The organism is Leeuwenhoekiella sp. H156, from assembly GCF_052218455.1.
GTDB lineage: Bacteria > Bacteroidota > Bacteroidia > Flavobacteriales > Flavobacteriaceae > Leeuwenhoekiella > Leeuwenhoekiella parthenopeia.
On sequence record NZ_CP197499.1, the window covers coordinates 3,137,171 to 3,154,625 of the forward strand.

Here is a 17,455-nt window from a genome sequence, read left to right on the forward strand (position 1 = left end):
TATCTGATTTTGGAAAAGTGTAATTTATAAACTGACAATTAAATATGAAAAAAAATTATGTCTTAGTAAGTTTAATGCTTTTAACCAATGTAATAACCGGACAAGAACAATCTCTCGATGGGTTTCGTTTTCACAATGGAACTACAATGAAAGGTCTGATTTGGGGTAACCAATCATGGGCAAATTATTTTTCAAGGATTGATGATTATTCTGGTAATTTAAGGATAATGAGCGATGATCATATTTATTTCACAGATATAAATACTGTAGATGGAAAACCAGGAAACAATATAATGTATCTTAATACCAATTCTTTACGGGTTGGTATAGGAACCACGGAGCCGAAGCGTACCCTTGATGTTCGTGGCGACATATTTATTGGTGAAAATGAAATTATAGGTGAAAGACCCGGAGGAGGTGATGTCAGAATTTTGGGTTATGCTCCATTAAACCCTACGCCGACATTAGAAATCTCGGAGTACTCTACTATACCCAGTGAGGTACGTATTTATACTCCTACAGATCCAGATCAGGGTGTAAGTATTTATTCAAATAAGCGATTAGTATTTTTTAGAAATGATGGCTTTGTTGGAATAGGCACAAGTAATTCTGGAGATTTTAAGCTTGGAGTGAATGGGGCGATTAGAGCAAACGAAATTAAGGTTGAAACTGGATGGGCCGACTTTGTTTTTGATAAGAATTATGATTTGCCTTCATTGGGTGAAGTTAAAGAGTTTATTGCAAAATATGGACATCTTGATAATATACCCAGTGCGACTGAAGTAGAAGAGAATGGTATTTTTCTTGGAGAAATGAATGCAAAGTTGCTTCAGAAAATAGAAGAATTAACATTATACACGATTCAACAGGATCAACAACTAGAAGAACAAAATAACCAATTAGAAGTACGTGCTTCCCGTGAGGAAGAATTGACATCTCGTTTGGCTGATCAGGAGAAGTTATTAAATAGACTATTAAAACGCCTTGAAATTTTAGAAAAGCAGTAGGTTATATACGTTACCGTTATAAAGTAAAAAAATAAATTTTAATTTTTAGTATGAGTAAGATTACCCCTTTAGTTATTAGTGTTTTAGCCTTGGTTTTCGGTGTTTTCACTTTTTTTTATTTAAAGAACAGCAGCGAACTGGTTTATGTAGATGTCAACCGGCTTTTAGACGGTTATAAACGTACCGCTGTGGTTAAAAAAGAATTTGAGGCTAAGGCCAATACTTTAAAAGCCAATGCAGACAGCTTGCTTACCGACTGGCAAAATGAGTTAAAGAACTACGAGAAAGAACGCAGTTCCATGTCAAAGAAAGAGCTGGAGTTAAAACAGGAATTGCTTTCCAACAAGCAGCAACAGATCAACAGCTACCAGCAGGCTGTACAAAAGCAGATTCAGCAGGAACATCACAAGATTACCCAAACGGTAATCAACGACATCAATGATTTTGTGAAGGAATACGGCGAGCAAAAAGGCTATCGCATCATCTTTGGTGCCACCGGAGGCGGGACGATTATGTACGCGCAGGACGGCTCAGACCTTACTGATGAAGTGCTTGAAGAGCTTAACACGCAATTCACAGGCAAATGATACGAAGCTACTTAAGCTTTTTAGTTGTACTATCACTGACACTCTGGGTGAGTTCGTGTTCTACACCTACCTTCAATTCGAGTGACGAGCTAACCGAGTATATCACCGCAGAAGATTCGGAGTATCTGGTGTCTAAGGTAGTTAATGGTGTAGATTTTAGTATGCTTTACCGGCCTACAGACCTGTTGGTTTTTCAGGAGCTCAGCACCGGATATACTCAAGAGGAGGTGGATAGCCTGCGTTCTAAGTACGGCTCTTATCTGTATTTTAACCTGTCTATGTCTAAGAATAATCAGGAGCTTTTAAACGGTTTGGCAGCAGACCGTAACCGGTTTGGAGCAATGGTCAACACCTTGGCATTTGGGATGGGAGATAAACTCAATTTGATTACCGCTACGCGGGATACGGTAGCCCTTGCAGATTATGTATACCCCAGAATGTATGGGATGAGCCGCTCAACAACCATGATGCTGGTCTACCCCAAAGAAGAGGTAGAACGGGCAGAAGGTGATTATTTTACCCTAACGCTTCAGGACCTTGGTTTTGGAACCGGGGAGGTATCCTTTAAGTTTCCCAAATCTGTTTTTACAGATCAGCCCGGGATAGAATTTTAGATTTTACGGCTTTGTAGCTGTAAAGTCGGCCAAATAGAACATAAAATTATAAGAAGATGAAATTTGTTTTCACCCTGTTGTCAGTGGCTGTACTGATTGGTTGTGCAGCACCACTGGCCCCGGTCACCCTATATATGGAAAATGGGGAAGTGGCCAAAGGTTTTGCTACCCAAAACCCATACAAAAAAGTAAAGTTTAAGACCGAGCGTCAGGGCAAGGGAGTCACTTACACTTTTGATGAGATCGCTCAGGCGGAGTACAACACCAATGAGGGCATAAAGCGCTACATCAAATTACCGTTAGCAGATAAGGAAGATGAGCTGGTGGTACAGGAGATTGTCACAGGTAGGGTGAGTTTGTATACTACCAACCGGCAGGGTTATAACCCGGGGGCACCTATGGGTTTTGGAGCAGCCGGAGGAATGGGAATGGGCTTTGGTGGTTATGCTTACAATATAGACAACTTCTACCTGAAGCGAGAAACAGAAACAGGGATGACCCATCTGGGCTCCAATCAGCTTTTCACTAAGAATTTCATCAAAGCAGCGAGTGATTATTTTAAAGATTGCCCTCAGCTGGTAGAGAAAATAGAAGCGAAGGACTACCGTAAACAAGACCTGCGGGCGATAGTGACGTATTACAATGAAAACTGTGATTGATAAAGGCTTAAGTAGTAGTCTGAATTTATAAATACCGAGATAGAAAATTAGAAAACCAGCCTTGGTTTTAGTTGTTTTGGAATTGTTAAAGCTTACCAAAAATGAAAATGAAAACTACCCAAAGGAATATGAGAAAGACAAAACGCTCACATAAGATCCTTGCGTTATTTTTAAATGTGATCATGCTCAATGCACTGCTTCCGTACAATATGCTTTATGCAAATAATAATGGACCAAACTCACCCGAAGCAGCAGGTTTTGAACCGGTAGATGCTACGGATATGGTCAGTCTTTCTACGGGAGATTTAACTTATGTTTTACCACTTTTAGATGTAGAGGGGTATCCTGTAAACTTATCGTATCATGCAGGAATCACCTCAGATTTAGATGCTTCCTGGGTAGGTCTCGGCTGGTATTTAACCCCTGGTGCTATAAACCGCTCGGTTACCAATACTCCTGACGACCTTAAGAATGGGGTAAGTATTGATTTTAATTCATTTTATAGTGAGACAACTTATCATGGCGTGTCGGTATCAGTAGGCTTACCAGGTGCCATAAGTGTGGGTGCAGGCGCGAATTGGGGAGGTGGTAAAGGTCTTTCTGGCTCCGTAAATGTATCTGCAGGTCTTGCTACTTTAGGACTTGAGGGCGTAGGAGGCTCTATATCTGCTGATACCAGGGGAGATGTGAGTGTAGGTTTAAGCTATGGTATAGGGTTAGGAGATAATGCCGGGATTGGCGGAGGTGTATCGTACTCTTTGACTTCACAGAAAGTGTCTTTTGGATTAGGTGTAGGAGCAAAGGGCCAGGATTCAGGGTCTAATGATTTTAGTAATGTAAGTAACAGTTTGAATGTTTCCTTTGATGGCTCTGGATCTTTCGGTGTAGGTGCAGGATCAAACTATTCGAATAGTGCTGGCGCATCAGCAAGATCGGGAGGTTCTGTTCAAAGCAGGGAATTATCTGTAGGAGACGCAAGTGTTAGTCAACAGTCATTTGCGATAGCTCTTCCTTTACATTTTGTCGGATTACCAATAACACTGGGCTATAATCAAAGTAAAGTAAAAGTTAATATCAAGAAAGGTTTTGAAAATTATAGTTGGGGAGCACTTTACTCAAATGATCATTATCCCTTAACGACACCAAGTGTTACGGGGCATAATCCGAAAATCTACGATGTTAATTCTAATACAGGTTTCTATGACTATATCAATAGAGCAACAAGTTTAGATACATATAGTACTTCAATACCTCAGACTGAAGAAGAATTTGTTGGGGATTATTCCAAGCAGATAGAAAATGTAAATTTTGATTTCATAGGGTATGATAATTATAACGTATCTGCTCAGGGACTTATGGGTAATTTGACTCCTAATTTATTTGAAAATACAATAATTGCAGGTAAGGGAGTGCGTACAAGTAATGCTAACGATAAAGACATTCATGTATTTTGGCATGCGGGCTCGTCACCATCTGTCATAATTGATCCAGGAGATAATGCGCCACAAAATTCGTTGCCTATTAAAACATTAGGTTACTATAATTATAGCGATAATAGAAGCAAACCTGCGTTATTTTATTTTGACGGTCAGTTTACCCAGAACGAAACAAACACAATTGATAATTTAGTTAATACTTCGAACGGTGGTACTCTTTCAAGTTTTATTGATGAAGGAAATCATAATGGTTTTTCTTCTACAAATCAGAGAGCAAAAAGCCCCAATTATGTAGAGGTATTTACAAATGAGCAGATTTATTCTGGTTATGCAGGAAATCGCGGATTGATTTCTCCTTCAACAGTAAGTAATAATGATCGGGGTAATTCGGCCTTATTTGATCCTACTGGTATTGGAGGTTATAAAATCACAGCTCCAGATGGAAAGACCTATCATTATGCATTACCCGTTTATCATTATGAGCAGGTTCATCGTAATCTTATTGACGAACAGGAAAATGGTTCATTTAATGCAAACAATGTTAATGAGCGGCGTGAGTTTTCCAGATACGCAACGCACTGGTTATTAACCGCTGTAACAGGACCAGATTATGTAGATAGGCCAGATCAATCAAATAATAAGTTGGGAACCTTCAATAAAGAGGATTATGGATATTGGGTGGAATTAGAATACGGTAAGTGGTCTGATGGTTTTGTATGGAGGGATCCTTATCCTGATAAAAGCTATAATTATAATACAAATATTTTAGACAAAATTGAAGATAAAGATAAAGGGGGTTATAGTTTTGGCCGTAAGCAATTGTATTATTTAGATAAAATAAATACCCGAAATCAAACAGCATTGTTTGTAAAAGATATTCGTTATGACGCAATCGGGAAGGATTTGAAATTTAAATTTGAAAATTTAAATAATGGTCGTTCAAAAATATTAGGTAATTCGGGTGATAATGATGGTCCTAATTCACTCAATTATACCGATCCAGATATAGAAGTTAGAGAGAATGGAGTAAGCTATTCCCGTGAGTACTCTTTAAGACTCAAAAGAATTGTATTGGTTGATGGCGATGTTGGGAAAAAATTATCGAAGGGAGCTAGCGGTAATTTAGGTTTACAATATCAAAATAGCACTTCAACCCCATATCAAAGGGATTCGTCACATGCACCAAATTGGGAATCACAGTATTTTAAGAATATTTATGGAAGTTACTATCGTTATGGAAAGCAGCTTGAAAGTAATGTTCTTGATGTAAATGATGTTAGTACATCATTTATTAAAGAAAATGCTCTAAAGGTTATTGATCTGGAACAGGATTATTCATTGGCTAAAGGCTCTGCAAGCTCTGCGGCTGCACCCAACCATTCCAATCCGGAGCTGGGTAATAGTGAGAAGGGTAAACTGAGCTTAAATGCGGTTCATTATAAAGATCGGAATTTACGAGACTTTATGCCTCCTATTCGATTTGATTATTTCTTTAAGGAGATGAAGAATATAGCTCCTCCTCAAAGCTTTGGTACCACCAAACCAACTCCAGCACAGATAAAAACTTATGTTGAGCAAAAAAGAGATTTTAGAGATAACTGGGGCTATATGCAGGGAGATTACAATGGTATTGATGGTTCGGGTAATAAGGCTCAAGCCTGGAGTTTAAAATCAGTTTCTATGCCTACCGGCGCACGTATTGATATTGATTATGAAGAAGATGATTATTGGATAGAAGCTTTTGGAAGAAGAGTATTCCAAGAGAATTTACAATTTAGATGTACAAACCTTGGCGGCGGCGTCACAGATATAATAATCGAAAATCAGGAGAATATTTTAGAATCAGACAAAGTGGATGATTTTAGAAAGTATTTTAATGCAGATAGTAATATTTTTCTCGACTTATGGATAGCTAGAAGATCAAGAAACAACTTTTTGGATCCAAGTGAGTGGGGAGGAATAAATGTAAATTCTCAAAAGAACTGTAGATTGGTAGCAATTTCACAATCTCACGTACAGATACGATTAAACGATAATTCTGGTGTTCATATAGGTACTGATATTTCTAGAGCTAATAATAGAACTTTTTACAAAGCAAACGGGGGAGGGTCTGGAGAGTACGAAGCTAAAAATAGAAATGAAGTTCCTCTTTTAGGAAACAGCGTAGGTGAAAAGCATACTATGCTTTATAAACTTATTGCTAATAAAGTTCCTGAAGATGAAACCGGAGGAGGGCTTCGGGTTAAGCAATTAAAAACTACAGATGGAGCTACTACTTATAAAACTACTTATGATTATACCAATCCATTCACCGGTAAGAGTAGCGGTATAACGTCCTATGCTCCAGTGGATGGGGTGAAGTTTGTACCATACCAGTCAGAAATACCAGGCCCTGGAGTTATGTACGAGTATGTAACGATGAAGACATCTGGAGCAAATGAGGAAGACTATACCAGTGAAACCCGATACAGGCACCATGTTTTAAAACCTGTTTTCAATATTTTTAATCCGGAAATTGAAATGGAGGCTCTGGATGCAGATGCGGATACAGAAGACCGTATATTTTGGGCAGAAGTAGAAGATAATATCTCGGGTTTTACGGGTACTGCTTCACATAAGATTCAGGCTAAAAAGATTGATATTCACGTTAACACCGCATTGTTGGGGCAAATTAAATCAGTTGAAAACTTTAATTCGCTGGGACAATTGATGATGCGTACCGAGAATGAGTACGTCAATGGAGAAATCCTCACCGGGAATAAAATTGTAAATGGTACAAATTATGGAGAATTAAATAAAGGTATTACGAAAGAGACCTTTAATTCAATGAAGACTGTCTTTGAGACCAATGAGAAGGGTACAAGTATTACCAATACCAAACGGCTATTGAGTATTTCTTCAAAAACACTTTACAACAATATGCTTAGGAAAACCAGGGTTTATTCTGGAGGTGTAGAGACAAGTCAGGAATTTAAAGACGTTGATCCCTGGCTGGGTAGTTTTAGAAAAACAATTACTAAGCTTTCTGATGGTACCCAGCTCACTAGCGAAAAAATTCCGGCCTATACAAAGTATCCGGCTATGGGATCTAAAGTATTGAATAGTTCAAATGCTAATATGTTAAGTCAGGAGGCCTTATCAATTACCACGGCAACTATTAACGGTGCAGACAGGACACTAAACGCATCGCTGACCTCCTGGAAGAATAACTGGAATTATTCTAATCTGGATTATACTGCTTTTGATTCCAATGCAGGACCTGGAATTTGGCGGAAGCAGTCCCAGTATATTTGGAAAGATGCAGTCGACCCTGAACACGGAAACTATATAAGTACAATAACAGCGAATCAGGATAATTTTAACTGGAGTACAAACACGCCTTCATCTTCTAAATGGCAGAAAGTGTCTGAGATAACGAGATACAATCACTGGTCATCTCCCTTAGAAGTGAGAGATATCAATGGGAACTTTGCCTCTACTTTTATGGTAGATAAGGATTCTAAAGTAGGTGCGGTAGTGAATTCCCGTGCTTCTGCATCATACGCTGATAATGCGGAATATGCTTCCAGTTCAAGTGCTTCATTCCTGCTTAAGAATCAGGTTAATCCACTAAGGGATAACAAGGCCCATACCGGATTATATTCATACAAAACACAATCTAATGGAGAGACCGTCTATAGTCTGAGCACTTCAAGTGGTTCCAGTCAGACAGATCTAAGTAAGGCTTTGCAACCGGGTACTTATAAGATCTCATTTTGGCATAAACCAAGTATCGGACTAACTTCAAACCCGTCATTATTGCCTCAGGTTATATTTAATGGGAATCAAATTCAACCTTCAGAACAGGTAGATGCATCTTGCTGGAGGTTACTGAATTATTACATAGAAGTCGGAGTGAACCAAACGGTCTCTGTACAGGTTAAACAAAGTGGTTCGGGTACAATAAATTTTGATGATTTTAGATTTCATCCCGCTGAATCAACGATGACTTCTTATGTGTATGATCAGTTGGGGTATTTAACTCACATAAATGGAGGCACTAATATGTCTACAGCTTATGTCTATGATGATGCTGGAAACCTAAAGGCAATCTACAACGAGATAGCAAATCCTGAATCAAGCAGCGGTAAGGTTAAGGTAGAAGACAAGGTACAATCGTTTAATGGAGGTTTTGTGCTTTACTCAAGCTTTAGAAGGAATTTTAAAGGACATAATTATCCCTATTCAGAACCCGTAAAAGTTTTAGATAATTGTTCCTCAACTAATCCTAATCCTGGAAGCCCACCAGTGTATTTATAATAATTAGCACGAATCCTTTAGCTTTTAAAGTAATACATTATGCAAAAAGTAATATTACTCATTTCTATATTTTTCATCACAGGATCCTTATTTTCCCAAACCACTATTCGACCAATAGATGAAATTGATTGCGATTATCCATTAAAATATTATAGAGACCAAGATGGAGATGGTTGGGGGCAATCAAATTTTTACATAGAAACCTGTGATCCACCTCATGGTTACGCATCTAGATTAGGAGATTGTAATGATTCGGATGCTAATATTTATCCGGGGGCGACAGAACTTGCTGATGGAAAAGATAATGACTGTGATGGTAGTATAGATGAAGGTTTATCCCCTCCAGATCGCCCTACTATTCAATCAATAACAAATAACTGTGGGAGTACGACAATAAGAAGAAATAGCCCCCCATCTGGAGTGACCTGGTATTGGCAAAGTTCTTCAACTGGTACCAGCACAGGCTCTGCAAGCTATTCTGTAACAAGAACATCAGGAACGCGTTATTATTTAAGGGCAAGAGATAACGCATCACAAGTCTGGAGTACTGCTCTTACCATAAACTATACAGTAGACGCAATACCACGATGGTATTCCGATTTTGACGGGGATGGCTTTGGGGATCCTAATGTTTCTGTGCAGGACTGTGATCAGCCCAATGGATATGTAAGTGACAACAGGGACCAATGTCCGGATAATTACGGAGAGAATCTAGGTTGTCCTGTAGTTGAAGCCAAGGAAGACCGAAACTGGCTACTTACTAAAACCTATAATGTTTTAGGCCAGGAAGAAGCCAAGTCTAAAACCTATTACAATTCTTTTGGAAACATGGAGCAATCCCAGGTCTGGGATAAAAAAACAGATTCCGTTTGGGCTTCAGAGGTTCGTTATGATTCTCAGGGGAGGCCCAAATTATCTACAATAAGCGCACCCATAAAAAGCGGAGATTTTTTATTTAAACCTGATTTTATTAAGCGTGAAGATGGTGCCACATTAGCTGCGCCAGATTATGACAACGATTCAAATACCTTGATTAAAGTTGGTGAACAGTCGAATTCCTTGGGTTGGTATTATAGTAATCGAAATACCCGATCAAAATATCAGGATGTAACTGATTATCCTTACGCCAAAACGATTTACAGTAAGCTTATTCCCGGGGAGACCTTAAAAACAATTGGCGGAAACCAAAAAGGAGGCGATTGGAAACAGGGCTATTCATTTACGATGCTTGCCGGTCAGGAACTTACGCAAAGTGTCGCATTTAATGATCCTAAGTACAATTCTTCTTATCTTATTTTTAAAACGGTAGTTCGTGATGTTCACGGAAATGAGTCTGTAGTATTTGAGGATGCTGATGGTAAAACCCTTGCCGCAGCACGAAGCGGCGGAACTGCTGTGAGAAGTTCGCAAGTCAAAATAGGTAAGCAAGGATTTATAGATGTACATATACCATCGGGCCTTTCTGGCCTAACAATATCTAATTTTTCAAAGTTTAATCTGGATATCTATGATTTAACCACAGAAGAATTAATCTCAACTCCACATGCCTACATACCTTCAGGTTTTTATAGGATTTCTGTGAGAAACACAGAATATTATGACTCTGAGGATCCCATATTAGTAACCTATAAGGAGAATTATTACGATTACAGCCTTAATAAGTACGACAAGGCGGGCAGGCTTATCAGTACTACCCAGCCTTTGGGAGATGAGCTCAAGAGCATTTTCAAATACAATTCGTTGGGTCAGTTAGAATATACCAGCAGCCCGGATGAAGGAGAGGCCTGGTTTAAATATCGCAAAGATGGTCAAATTGCGTTTTCACAAAACAGTAAGCAAAAAAATCCCGATGGTAATAAAGCAACTGATGACGCTGAATTCTCTTTTACGGAATATGACGATAGGGGTAGACCAGTAAGAAGTGGTGTTTGGAAAAATTCACCTACCAATAGTTATAAAGGTTACAATTTTAGTGGTTTGAATGGCGATGAGGGTATTGTCGGTCAGAAATGGGAAACCCAAAATACTACTTACGACAAGCTTAGTTCAACGGACCTTAGTTTATTGGCTAGTGTGCACAGCAGCTATGCAAGTCCGGGATTTTTGGCAGGGAATGTGGCCAAAACCAGTAATAGTAACAGTACCACCTATTATAGTTATGATGTATACGGGCGTGTGACCTGGATGGTCCAGACCATTGCCGGTTTGGGAACTAAAACCATGGATTACAGTTACGATCCGGTAACCAGCGAAGTACTTCGGGTGGACTATCAGAAGCATGTTCCCACAGAGCGTTTCATTCACAAGTACACCTACAACACAGTGGGACAGTTAACAGAAGTACAAACGGGTGCCAGTGATGCTGACCTAAAAGTACAGTCAACCTACGATTATTATGAGACGGGAGCTTTAAGGAGAAAGGAGATTGGTAATGGATTGCAGGGGATGGATTATGTCTATACTCTGGAAGGTGCTTTAAAAAGTATCAATCACCCGGATCTTACAGCGGCCAAGGACCCCGGAGGTGATGAGAATGATCTCTTCGGGATGACCATTCACTACAACAGCGACGACTACCTACGAACAGGCACACCAAAGCCAATAGATAAATCCGCTTTAGGTACAGATCAGTATAACGGGAACATCAAAGGGATTGAGTGGAAGACCCACGGAATGCCCAAGAGCAACTATTACTACGACTACAACCGTAACAACTGGCTTGAAAAGGCTGATTTTAATCTGGGTTTATCAAGTGACGGCACCCCGGCAGACCTAATTTTAGAATCTCCCACCAACGGAGACTATCGCGCCACAAACAGCATCACACTTAAACCCGGTTTTGTAGCTGCTTCAGGGACCAACTTCAGTGCGAGCATAGGAGCGGGGAGTAGCAGCGCTTACCGCGTAGAAGGGATTACCTATGATGCCAATGGCAATATCTTAAAGCTCAAGCGTAACAGCGCAACCGGGCAGATGGATAATCTTACTTATAACTATAAGGCTGACAAGAACCAACTCGATAATGTAGATGATGCGGTAACCGGTAATGCAGATGCCAATGATATAAAAGACCAGAACCCGGGAAATTATACCTACAATAAAATAGGACAGTTGACCCAAAATACACAGGATGGTACTACTTACATCTACAACACCGCAGGTCTGGTAACCGAGGTGACCAATGGTAGCCAGTCTGTACGTTTTGCCTACGATGATAAAGGGCAACGGGTCAAGAAAGAAGTCTGGAACGGCAGTACATTGAGCTATACCAATTATTATGTACGGGATGCCGCAGGTAGTGTATTAGCTATTTATACCGGTAACAACATAGAACACCCGGTTTATGGAGCTTCGCGTATAGGCGTGGCCAAAAGGACCAGTCTAAACCAGACCAGTTTTGCAGATAACAACTATTTATACGAACTTACTGATCATTTGGGTAATGTTCGGGCAGTAGCTCAAAAAAATGGATCACAAGCTGTTGCCATTGTAAAAACGGATTATTATCCTTTTGGGATGCCTTTACCCGGCAGGGACAATGACGGTAACCAATCGCAATACCGTTATAAATACCAGGGACAGGAAAAGGACTCGGAGACTGGCAAAGAAGCTTTTGAATTACGCCTTTGGGATGCACGGATTGGTAGGTGGTTGACGACTGATCCTTATGGAGAGTTCCACTCGCCATATCTTGGAATGGGTAACAATCCAGTATCTACTATAGATATTGATGGTGGTTGTACAGATTGTACAGCTTGTCCTGAAGCCTGTTTAAAATTAGGTATAGAGCAAGTTCCAAATGGACAAGGGATAGGTTATGATTTTGATTCTGACACTTACAGTCTTACAACAAGTGTCTTAGGTGCAAATCTATTGGAAACTGTAGTAATAGGCGATGTGTCCTATCAAGATTTTGTTGGTGTTAAAGGAACAATCGAGATGTTTTTTCCACAAGGACAAAATCCAATATTATCCATTGACAGAGAATTAAAAGAACAATGGAAAGGATTAGGTATGATGACCAATGCTTCTATAGGCGCAGGATATTCAGCAGCTTTTCCAACTGTTTTTGCAAATGCCAGAACTCAAAAACCAAGACAATATGCTTTTTCTGGTGGTTTAGCTGCTTCAGCAGGTACAAAAACTATTAATTATACTGTAAATGCTAATCGAGTTAAAATGGCTGTTGATGTAGCTGAAGATAATTATGTTATAATGTCTGGTACAGTTCACGGGGTAAAAACTCAAGTAGGTGGATTCTTTTCAAGAAACGGAAATACAATTACTATAAATGGTGCAGACTTTGCAGGAGAAATAGGAATAACAGGCATAAGGAATTTTGCTAGAGAATTCGCTAACGCAAATGGAGCAAGTAATGTAATAATCAATACAGCTAAAAGAACAACTGGCGCAAACCCCGGTAAGGTACAACATTTTAATTTTAAATTTTAAATGGTCGATATAGTTATAAAGTCTTTTAAACCGTCTTTTAATAGATTAGATTTTATCAAATATTTATTTGAAAAAACAGATAATAGTTTAATAGAATCCAAACTTTTATTGGATAAATTAATTGCAGGAAATAAAATAGAAGTAAAAGTTTCTAAAGAGAGTAGTAAAACTTTTATTGATGAATTGTTGTCATTAGGTGTATTTGGAGAGATTAAAATCTAATACAATGAGTCGTTCTAAAATCATAATATTTCTGACTGAGAAATCGAAGATAGAAGACAACTAGATTGATCATTTTGTAAATTAGGATATAACTTCAGAACGAAACCGGAATACTAAATGGCACTTATTTTTAGTCCTTCCTAAAATCTGGTGCAGATAAATAAAGTCTACACTTTTTAGTTGAGACAATTTGACGAATAATTTGGTGATCCTTTTAAGGAATCCCGTAAAGAAAACTTTTAAACATATAAATGTGTCTCTCTGAAGTTTCTAAACCCAATAAATGATGAGAGATAAAAAAATGTTATTACCTATGATCAATCCTGACGTTGCTGGAATTGATATAGGTTCACGTATACATGTCGTTGCTGTTGATCAAAACACGGATAATATTCGTTCTTTTGGTGTTTACACAAAAGATCATCAGGACATCATCTCCTATTTAAACTTGCACGGGATTACTACAGTAGCAATGGAAAGTATTGGTTTTTATTGGCAGAGTCTTTTTAGTGATTTACAGAGGTCTGGTTTTGAAGTTATACTCACTTCTGGTAGTCAAACAAAAAAATGTTAAAGGAAAAAAAACCGATGTGCTAAAGGAAATGTTGGGGTTGGTACCAACAGTCCTAATTATAATTTAGAATTATTTGGAGATGAACCCATTTTATCGATAACTCAAAATCCGGGAATCGCTGGCGCTGGTGGAATTCGGATACTAGGAGCTGGCACGGGGCCAAAAGCTTTTATACAATTTCATTCAGGTGGTGCAATCTGGAGCCAGTCAGGAGGTATAGGGGCGAATAGGCTGGAGTTCGGTAATTCTGCCAAAACTATGACTTATATGACGCTGTTAAATGGGATGTTAGGTATTGGTACAAATAATCCTCTCTCTTTGATTGATGTCTCTCGAATCTCAGGAAATGAAACAATAGCTACTTTTAGGACTAATGAGGGAGCAATAAATATTGCAGCAGCTGGAACTTCAACGGAAAACCCTAATTACGGAAATTATATTTCTTCTAGAAATGCCTCTATGAATGCCTATGAAAATCTAGGTTTCAAAACTGCTTCTGGACTCCCCCAATTATTAATAAAAACAAATGGAGCAGTGGGAATTGGTACTGATAATACAGGTAATCATAAACTAGCTGTTGAGGGCTCCATCGGAGCTCGAGAAGTAAAAGTACAAGTAAGTGGTTGGTCTGATTTTGTTTTTGAGAATGATTACAATTTACTTTCATTGGCTGAAGTGGAAGCTTTTATTAATCAAAACGGACATTTAAAAGATATTCCAAGCGCTGTGGAAGTTGAGGCGAATGGAATTTTTCTGGGAGAAATGGATGCAAAACTGATTCAAAAGATAGAGGAACTTACACTTTATATACTGCGACAGAATAAAGAAACTAAGGAGCAAAAGGAGATTAACAAACTCCAGGAATTGCTAATAAGAAAATTGGAACAGCGCATAAACAAACTTGAAAACCAAAACGGCTATGAATAATTCAATTTTAGATAATAGGAGTTACTTAAATATATTGGTACTAATTTTTATCGGTTTTTTTGTTGGAAATCTTGATTGTTTAGCTCAAAATACATTTCCAACCACAGGTAATGTAGGTATAGGTACGACGAATCCTGGAGCTCGATTACATTTATCAAATCTCAGTAGTAATAACGGGATTTTGTTTGATTCTAAATTTAAGATGCGAACTTCTTCATCAACTAATAATCAATTTGTTTTAGAGAATTTAACTACAGATGGGGCTATATACCTTAGAGCAGGTAGTCAAGGAGGTGGATTAATTTTAAACGATTATCAAGGTAACGTTGGAGTAGGAACTGCTAATCCCAGTGAGAAACTTGATGTCAATGGTAAAGTCAAAATTAACAATACCTTAATTGTAAATGGTATAGATACCGGTAATCCGAATGCAGTACAGGAACAGGTGCGGCTTAGCGGATATGGACTTTTAGGAAATAGGGGGAGGTTTTATATAACAAATGCACACCCCACCGGTGATATCAATTTTTATGCGGGTGGAAAACACGGTAGTGGTTCACATCTTATGATAACCAGCTCGTGTAATCTTGGGATAGGAACAACAAATGCCGATGCAAAGCTGGCCGTAAATGGAACCATTCATTCAAAGGAAGTTAAGGTAGATCTTAATGGATGGTCAGATTTTGTTTTTGAAAAGGATTATGTATTACCAACTCTGGCTGAGGTACAACAGCATATTAGCAATTATGGGCATCTGAAGGATATTCCGTCTGCGTCTGAGGTTGAAAAAGATGGAATATTCCTTGGTGAGATGGATGCTAAACTTCTACAAAAAATAGAAGAAATTACCCTTTATCTAATTTAGGAGAATCAAAGGAATAGCGAACAGGAAGACATAATTCTAAAACAAGCAGAACTGATTGAAAAGCTTGAAAGACGTTTAGAATCATTAGAAAATCCTAAATAATATGAAAACAAAGTTTACTTATATCAATATCAATCCATTAAAGATTACTCTATTTCTTTTGTTTATTAATATCAGTGTTGTGGCGCAGACAAATATATTTCCCAGTAATGGCGCAGTAGGAATAGGTATAGCTAATCCACAAAAATCCTTTCATGTTTATGGCCCGTATGGAAATTCATTATATCTAGATTCCGGATCAGATGATGGGGGACGTATATTCACTGATTATGATGCAGGGAGTGCAATTCTTACCTTTCAAGAGCTTGATGATCCGTTTATTTTAAGGTTCCGCCAGACGGCAGGTTCTTATGAAAATACCATCAACTTTTCGCAGGGCTTTTTTGGATTCGGAGTTAAGTTTCCCAAAGATATTTTACACATCACGGGTAACATGCCTGCATTACGTCTTTCCAGTCAAAATTATTACGGAGGATCTGGAGGTGCGTTAAACACGGTTTTAAGCGCTGTAAAATTTGTCAATAGTGATGCCAATGAAATTTATAGAGCAGAAGTTCGTGGAATCCTTACAGGCGGCTGGGCAACCGACGTAGGATTTTCGTTTACGACAAACAGTAATGGAAATCAAAAAGAGCGGGTTAGAATTACTCACGATGGTAAACAGGGAATCAATACCAGTACTCCAGATGAAGCATTAACGGTCAAAGGTAAGATACATACTCAAGAGGTACGGGTTGACCTAGCCGGTGCTGTTGCGCCAGATTATGTATTTCAACCAGAATACCAACTTTTGACACCCGCTGAAATCGAAAAATATATAATGCAAGTAGGTCATTTACCCAATATTCCTTCAGCGGAAGACATGGAAGAGGAAGGTTTAAACCTTAAAATTATGAATTTAAAACTTCTGGAGAAGATTGAAGAATTAACACTTTACATTATTGATCAAGATAAAGGGCTCAAGCAGATTAATAATCGTCTCCGTAAATTGGAAAATCGTGAATAAGCTTTAATCCTGATAAGTGTACTTCTGATTGTTACATTTCTGTTAGCGCAGTTGAATGAATCCCCCCTCTCACGATAACACTAAAATTCATCAAAGCTCTAGCGGTTTTAGAGATTATGATGTGATTAAAAAAGATGATTATATAGTTTCCAGATTGGAGGCAACCATCGATGCTAGTGACCAATTCTGGTTATAAGATTAAAAGGGGCTTATAAAGTAATCCTAAAAAGCAATACCTTGAGTCCTTCGGCATTTTCCGGGGAGCTGGTCATTGGTGACTATACTACTGTCAGTAAGAATTGAAGGTTATTTGTGTATGGTTCCGGAGAATTTACTGGTAAGTTAAATGGTCAGTCTGATTTTGAAATCATTCAGGCTGCTTCCGGTTACCGTGCGTATGATATTTTAAATCGAAATAATATTACAGTATCACGCTAAGAAGCTACACTAGATGACTCAAATTAAATGTAGTAAAAAAATGTTATCGGAGATTATCGAGTTCTATTCTAGAGTAATACAAGTAGTCCATCCTATATTGTGGGTGAATTTATTGAGGCTGAAGCTGTCACCACTTCTTTAAATAAAAAGTTTTATATAAATTTAGATTTGTGGCTTGAGGGCAGGCTGGATGTAAACGGGAATTTAAAAGCAAAGGAGGTGATGGTAGATGTTTCTAATGCTCCTGATTATGTATTTAAAACCGATTATGATCATAGTAATTTACATAAGGTTGATGCCTAAATAAAA

The 17,455-nt window shown here is 38.4% G+C and carries 12 protein-coding genes; all 12 read left to right on the top strand.

Annotated elements, in window-relative coordinates; translation table 11 throughout:
- Positions 1 to 44: 44 nt before the first annotated feature.
- The 12 genes from ACSSS3_RS13495 to ACSSS3_RS13550 all read left to right on the top strand — a co-directional run bounded on the left by ACSSS3_RS13495 (position 45) and on the right by ACSSS3_RS13550 (position 17,449).
- A complete protein-coding gene (locus ACSSS3_RS13495) occupies positions 45 to 1,007 on the top strand; it encodes a hypothetical protein (protein WP_442845059.1) in 963 nt (320 codons plus the stop codon).
- Between the two features lie 50 nt (positions 1,008 to 1,057).
- Positions 1,058 to 1,594: an OmpH family outer membrane protein gene (locus ACSSS3_RS13500; RefSeq protein ID WP_442845060.1), complete on the top strand. Its 537-nt coding sequence runs from the start codon at positions 1,058 to 1,060 to the stop codon at positions 1,592 to 1,594.
- Positions 1,591 to 2,208: a hypothetical protein gene (locus tag ACSSS3_RS13505; protein ID WP_442845061.1), complete on the top strand. Its 618-nt coding sequence runs from the start codon at positions 1,591 to 1,593 to the stop codon at positions 2,206 to 2,208. Before ACSSS3_RS13500 ends, ACSSS3_RS13505 begins: the two co-directional genes overlap by 4 nt.
- Before the next feature lie 56 nt (positions 2,209 to 2,264).
- A complete protein-coding gene (locus tag ACSSS3_RS13510) occupies positions 2,265 to 2,867 on the top strand; it encodes a hypothetical protein (RefSeq protein ID WP_442845062.1) in 603 nt (200 codons plus the stop codon).
- Between the two features lie 128 nt (positions 2,868 to 2,995).
- On the top strand, positions 2,996 to 8,602 hold the full coding sequence (locus tag ACSSS3_RS13515) for a hypothetical protein (RefSeq protein ID WP_442845063.1): 5,607 nt from the start codon (positions 2,996 to 2,998) through the stop codon (positions 8,600 to 8,602).
- Between the two features lie 39 nt (positions 8,603 to 8,641).
- Positions 8,642 to 13,054 carry an RHS repeat-associated core domain-containing protein gene (locus tag ACSSS3_RS13520; protein ID WP_442845064.1) on the top strand — a complete coding sequence of 1,471 codons (4,413 nt, stop codon included), beginning with the start codon at positions 8,642 to 8,644 and terminating at the stop codon, positions 13,052 to 13,054.
- Positions 13,055 to 13,276, top strand: a complete 222-nt coding sequence (locus ACSSS3_RS13525; protein ID WP_442845065.1) for a hypothetical protein — start codon at positions 13,055 to 13,057, stop codon at positions 13,274 to 13,276. It abuts the gene before it with no gap.
- A gap of 283 nt (positions 13,277 to 13,559) precedes the next feature.
- Complete coding sequence (locus ACSSS3_RS13530) at positions 13,560 to 13,850, top strand: IS110 family transposase (protein WP_442845066.1); 291 nt, start codon at positions 13,560 to 13,562, stop codon at positions 13,848 to 13,850.
- A 267-nt stretch (positions 13,851 to 14,117) separates the two neighbouring features.
- Entirely contained in the window at positions 14,118 to 14,777 is a 660-nt protein-coding gene (locus ACSSS3_RS13535) for a hypothetical protein (RefSeq protein ID WP_442845067.1), read from the top strand.
- Positions 14,770 to 15,642, top strand: coding sequence for a hypothetical protein (locus tag ACSSS3_RS13540; RefSeq protein WP_442845068.1), 873 nt, complete (start codon positions 14,770 to 14,772; stop codon positions 15,640 to 15,642). Before ACSSS3_RS13535 ends, ACSSS3_RS13540 begins: the two co-directional genes overlap by 8 nt.
- 103 nt (positions 15,643 to 15,745) lie before the next feature.
- Positions 15,746 to 16,708: a hypothetical protein gene (locus tag ACSSS3_RS13545; protein WP_442845069.1), complete on the top strand. Its 963-nt coding sequence runs from the start codon at positions 15,746 to 15,748 to the stop codon at positions 16,706 to 16,708.
- 537 nt (positions 16,709 to 17,245) lie between these two features.
- Positions 17,246 to 17,449 (top strand): hypothetical protein, encoded by a 204-nt coding sequence (locus tag ACSSS3_RS13550; RefSeq protein WP_442845070.1) that lies wholly within the window; start codon positions 17,246 to 17,248, stop codon positions 17,447 to 17,449.
- Positions 17,450 to 17,455 lie beyond the last annotated feature (6 nt).